Raw genomic sequence first — 5,565 nt, 5'->3', positions numbered from 1 at the left:
TCTGCGTATGGGTGAATATATTCACCATTCCATTTAGCCATAGGATGTGTCGTTGCCTCAGGTTGTTAATTGTTTGCGCGACCTTTTGCTGCGCAAAGATGCCGAAATTCTATCGTTTTAAATAAGATAGTCAAATACTAGTTATTTAGCCATCTAGCAACTTAAATGTTTTTACTGCCATAGTTGCAGCTAAAACAGCATAAATGCTTTGACTTATTAAATCCGATCCTCTAACCTTTTAGACGTCTAAACATCCATTTAATTGTAGGTGACGTTATGAGTCAAAAGAACAAAGCAACTATTGCAGTGCGTAATGGCATTGATGCAGATAAACAGCATGGCGCCGTTGTGCCTCCCATTCATTTATCGACCACCTACTCATTTGCTGATTTTGATACCAAGCGCCAATATGATTATGGCCGCAGCGGTAACCCAAATCGAGATATCTTAGCCGAAACTCTTGCAAAACTTGAAGGCGGCGCCAAGGGTATAATCACTGCAACTGGTATGGCGGCGGTGCATTTAGCTACTCAGCTGCTAAACAGTGACGATACTTTAGTTATTCCACATGATTGTTATGGCGGCAGTTACCGTTTATTTACTTCGCTTGAAAAGCGCGGGCTATTAAAATTAGTGGTTTTAGATTTAACTAAAGCTGAAAACCATCAAAAAATTCTTGAGATCAAACCAAAACTCATTTGGATTGAAACCCCAAGTAATCCAATTTTACGCTTAACTGATATTAAAGCGATCACCACTATTGCAAAGCAGTGCGGTGCGTTAGTCGGCGCTGATAATACCTTTTTGTCGCCCGCGTTACAAAATCCCATTGAATTTGGTGTTGATATTGTGGTGCATTCAACCACTAAATATATTAATGGCCATTCTGATGTAGTGGGTGGGGCTGTGATTGCCGCAACGCAACAGTTAGGTGATGAGCTTGCATGGTGGGCTAATAATATTGGTATTACCGGCGCACCGTTTGATAGCTATTTAACCTTACGTGGCCTGCGTACGTTGAATGTCCGCCTGCGTCAACATCAAGAAAATGCCTTTATCATTGCCCAGTATTTAGAAAACTCGCCTTATGTGAGCCAAGTATATTACCCTGGCCTTGAGTCTCATCCGCAACATGAGTTGGCAAAACAACAACAACGTGGCTTTGGTGGTATGGTAAGCTTTGATATTAAAGGTGATGTTAACGATGCAGCGGCATTTTTAACTAGCCTTGAAGAATTCAGCTTAGCGGAATCATTAGGTGGCGTAGAGAGTTTAATTTGCCACCCAGCAACCATGACGCATGCTGGAATGGAAGCAACCGCGCGTTTAGCGGCCGGAGTAGGTGATACTTTGATCCGTATTTCGGTCGGTATTGAAGACGCAAAAGATTTGCTGGCTGATTTAGATCGCGTATTTAATAAAGTGAAGCCGGGTCAAGGCCTGCATGCAGCAACTACAGCAACACCGGTTTCGCAACAACAAGATAAAGAGCAATCAAGCTCATTTAAGCTGACTCCAGCACATACGGCTTTGTGGTAATAGAAAATGGTAAATATAGTTCATAAATTTGGTGGTTCTAGCTTAAGCTCAGCCGAGCGTTATCAGGCCGTTGCCAATATTATTTTAGCGCATACTGAAGCGGGTGACTGTGTGGTAGTTTCTGCCGCCGGTAAAACCACCAATACGTTAGTTAAGCTGTGGCAAAGCTACCAGCAAGGTGATCAACAAGCAGTAAGTGATATTTTACTGCAGCTTGATAACCACCAACGTACTTTGATTGAGCAATTGTTAAGCCCTACGGCGCGACACGCAGCATTAAACGTACTTGATCAAGAGTTGGCCTTAATAGCACAACAAGCGCAGCAGCAAAGCTTACAGGAAGCTGCATTACTTGCTCATGGCGAAGTGTGGTCGGCACGCTTGTTAGCAACCTATTTGCAGCAACTAGGCCTAGAGGCGAAAGATGTTGATGCGCGTCAGTTATTTACTTTAAATGATGGGCAGTTATTACATCAAAAAAATCAACAGGCCTGTGCTGAGTTGATCTCGGCACATTGCATTAATGTGGTTACTGGCTTTATTGCCGCCGATTGCCAAGCAAATACGGTAACGCTGGGGCGCAATGGCAGTGATTACAGTGCCACTTTGTTAAGCAGTTATTGCCATGCCAACCAAGTATCTATTTGGACTGATACCCAAGGGGTATTTAGTACTGATCCGCGTAAAGTTAAAAAAGCCATTAAGTACTCAAAGGTATGCCGTGGCCAAGCTAATTTGCTTGCCCGTTTAGGCAATCCGGTATTGCATGCGAAAACCTTATCACCACTGAAAAATACTGATATTAAGCTAGTGGTTCGCAGCAGTTATGATACGGAAGCCAGTGCTACAGAGGTAGTTAAAGAAGGGTACAGTAAAGCTAAGCGTTTTATCACTACCTTAGAAAATATTGATTTATTGCGTATTGATCAGTTACGAGGCGGTGAAATTGGTGAGTTAAGCCAGCTAATTCAACATAGTCTGCATCACTTTGTGCAAAATGGTGATACCTACTTATTAGTGCCAGCTGATGCAACTCATCAAGTGGTAAGTCACTTACAAGGGCGCGCGAATATTATTGAATCTAACTTACATGGCTGCGCTGTTGTCGCACCACGTAATGATGTGGCGCAATTATTTGAGCAAGCAACTCAAGTACTGACTGAGCAAAGCTTAACCCCCCGCTTTAGCCATCAAGATACAGACTATATTTTACTGCTAACCGATCAATCAATTGATAGTGATGTATTGACCATATTGCACGATAAATTGATCAACAAAGGTCAAGAGTTGGCTATTATCGTTGCGGGTTTAGGTAACGTTGGTGAAGTGTTCATTGAGCAACTTAGTCAACAACTGAACCGTTTGCAACAGCATTTTAGCGTTAAACTAGTTGGTTTGTTACGCTCGCGGGCAATGCTGTTTAGCCCAAGTGGCATTGCGCTTGAGCAATGGCAATCACAGTGGCAAAACGAAGCGATTGACTATCAACAGGATGATTTATTAACGCGTATCAGTGAACTTGATTACGAGCACAAAGTGGTTATTGATATTACTGCCAGTGAAGCGTTTAGTGAGCTTTACCCGGCGTTTGTGAATTTAGATTGCCATTTGATCAGCGCTAACAAGTACGCGGGTACTGCAAATAATGATTGGTACCAAAGCTTGCGGCGCAATTTAGCCGAACGCAATTTATTATGGCGTTATAACACCAGTGTTGGCGCCGGTTTACCGATTAACTTTGCATTAGCTGATTTACAAAACAGTGGTGACAGTATCACCCATATTGAAGGGGTATTCTCGGGTACTTTATCGTGGTTGTGCAGTAGTTATGACGGCAGTGTGGCGTTTTCAGAGCTGGTACTGCAAGCGCAGCAAATGGGCTATACCGAGCCTGATCCGCGAGAAGATTTATCAGGGCGTGATATGCAGCGCAAGCTACTTATTTTAGCCCGTGAATTAGGATTAACGTTAGAGCTGGACGACATTGCCTTAACGCCATTAATGCCTGCGCAATTGGCGCAAGGTGATTGGCAGTCTTTCCTTGATAATAAGCAGTTGCTTGATGACTTTATTGTTGAAAAAGCACAGTCTGCGGCGACAGAAAACAAGGTACTGCGTTATACCGGTGCGCTGACAATTACCGATGGTAAAGTAACAGCTAAAGTTGGACTCGCGTATGCAACGCAGGGGGATGCACTGGCTAACTTAACTCCTGGCGATAATATTTTTGTCATTAACAGCCAGTGGTATAGTGATAATGCCTTGGTGATCAAAGGTCCTGGCGCGGGTAAAGAAGTGACCGCTGCAGGCGTACATTCTGATTTATATTGGTTAGTACAAAACTTAAAATGAGCTCTGTGTTTGTAAACAAAAAAAGCGCCGATTGGCGCTTTTTTTATGTAAGCGATTTTATATCGCGACATAGTAATATTAAAACAGCTCTTCTTCCGTTTTAGTGTCTTCTTCAAACACGTTTTCTACATGTTGCATTACATACTTAGTCGGCGAGGTGCCTTTTTCAAAGTATTCAAAGCGACTGGTGTAATCGTTCTTTTGACTCAGTAAACCGGTTGCTAAATCAATTCTTACCGACACTAATCCTTCCGGTGGCTCAATTGGCGCTTCAGGTTTACCAGCAAGTGCAACGCGCATAAACTCGACCCAAGCTGGCTGGGCTGTTTTGGCACCAGACTCAGCGCCGGATATTTGGTTTTTATCCATGTTGTTGTTATAGGTTGAACGGCCAAGCGGGTTGCCTGGATTATCAAATCCTACCCATACAGAGGTCATTATATCGCGGTTAAAACCACTAAACCAGGTATCAACTGAGTCATTGGTAGTCCCTGTTTTACCAGATAGATCACGGCGTTCTAGGGCCTGTGCACGCCAACCTGTACCACTCCAACCGGTTTTATGCGCCCAACTACCGCCGCCCCACACTGCACTGTGCATTGCATCAGCAATTAAAAACGCATTTTGCTTCGATATAATTCGTGGCGCGCAATGAGTCGCGATAGGTTCTTGACTGTTAGCAAGCTCAGGTGTTAACTCAAATTGTTTAATCGTTAACTGAGGAATAACAGGGTCACAGGCTAACAGTGGCTCTGTTTTAAATAATACATTACCCGCTGAATCTTGAATTTCATTAATGAAATACGGAGTGATCAAGTGACCGCCGTTGGCAAATGCGCTCATACCACGAGCAAGCTCTAGTGGCGTAATTGAGGCACTGCCTAATGCTAATGATTCACTACGATTAATATCACTATTTTGAAAGCCAAACTTTAATAAGTGATCAGCGGTACGTTGTAAGCCAACGCCACGCAGTAAGCGTACCGAAATAACGTTTTTAGATTGCGCTAAAGCGCGACGAATACGAATAGGTCCATTGTAAATGGCTGGGCTGTTTTTTGGTCGCCATGCCACGCCTAGGCTCTTGTCCCATTGATTAATTGGCGCATCATTCAAAATAGACGCTAAGGTATAGCCGTTGTTCAGTGCCGCAGAGTAAATAAATGGCTTAATATTAGAGCCAACCTGACGTTTCGCTTGCACAGCACGGTTATATTGGCTTTGCTCAAAACTATAGCCACCGACAATCGCTTTAATACGGCCATCGTTAGGATCTAATGAGACTAATGCGCTAGACGCCTCAGGCAATTGACTAAGCAGGTAACTGCCGTCATCGTTTTTCCGTAATAGTATTTGCTCGCCTGGGTTGAGTATGTCGCCTGCGGTTTTTGGTGGAAACCCTTGGCGATAGCGGGTGATATATTTACGTGCCCATTTTAGGTTGTCCCAATCAAGGCTGGCTTGCTCACCATTTTTTAATAATACGGTAGCGCTTTGCTCGCTCACTTCAAGTACAGCAGCGGCTAATAATGGGCCGATTTCTTTTACTGGCTTTAATTTTTCCAGAATTTCACTATGACTCAACGCTGTTTGCGTTGCAAAGTCCCATAATTGCTGCTGTGGACCACGGTAGCCATGGCGCATATCGTATGCATGTAAGTTATTAACGAGCGC

General features: G+C 43.6%; 3 protein-coding genes. 2 read left to right on the top strand and 1 reads right to left on the bottom strand.

What is annotated here, in order from left to right; genetic code table 11:
* The first annotated feature begins 276 nt into the window (after positions 1-276).
* Both metB and metL read left to right on the top strand, forming a co-directional pair.
* Positions 277-1,539, top strand: a complete 1,263-nt coding sequence (metB, locus tag ENH88_RS22800; RefSeq protein WP_304185845.1) for a cystathionine gamma-synthase — start codon at positions 277-279, stop codon at positions 1,537-1,539.
* A gap of 6 nt (positions 1,540-1,545) precedes the next feature.
* Positions 1,546-3,891, top strand: a complete 2,346-nt coding sequence (gene metL, locus ENH88_RS22795; protein WP_304185843.1) for a bifunctional aspartate kinase/homoserine dehydrogenase II — start codon at positions 1,546-1,548, stop codon at positions 3,889-3,891.
* Positions 3,892-3,969: 78 nt separating this feature from the next.
* Here the strand turns inward: metL and ENH88_RS22790 are convergent.
* Positions 3,970-5,565, bottom strand: a 1,596-nt coding sequence (locus ENH88_RS22790; protein WP_304185842.1) for a penicillin-binding protein 1A, incomplete at its 5' end; no start/stop codon positions are given.

The organism is Pseudoalteromonas prydzensis (genome assembly GCF_011050055.1).
Taxonomy (GTDB): Bacteria; Pseudomonadota; Gammaproteobacteria; order Enterobacterales; family Alteromonadaceae; genus Pseudoalteromonas; species Pseudoalteromonas prydzensis_A.
This window is presented reverse-complemented; position numbering and strand designations above follow the sequence as displayed.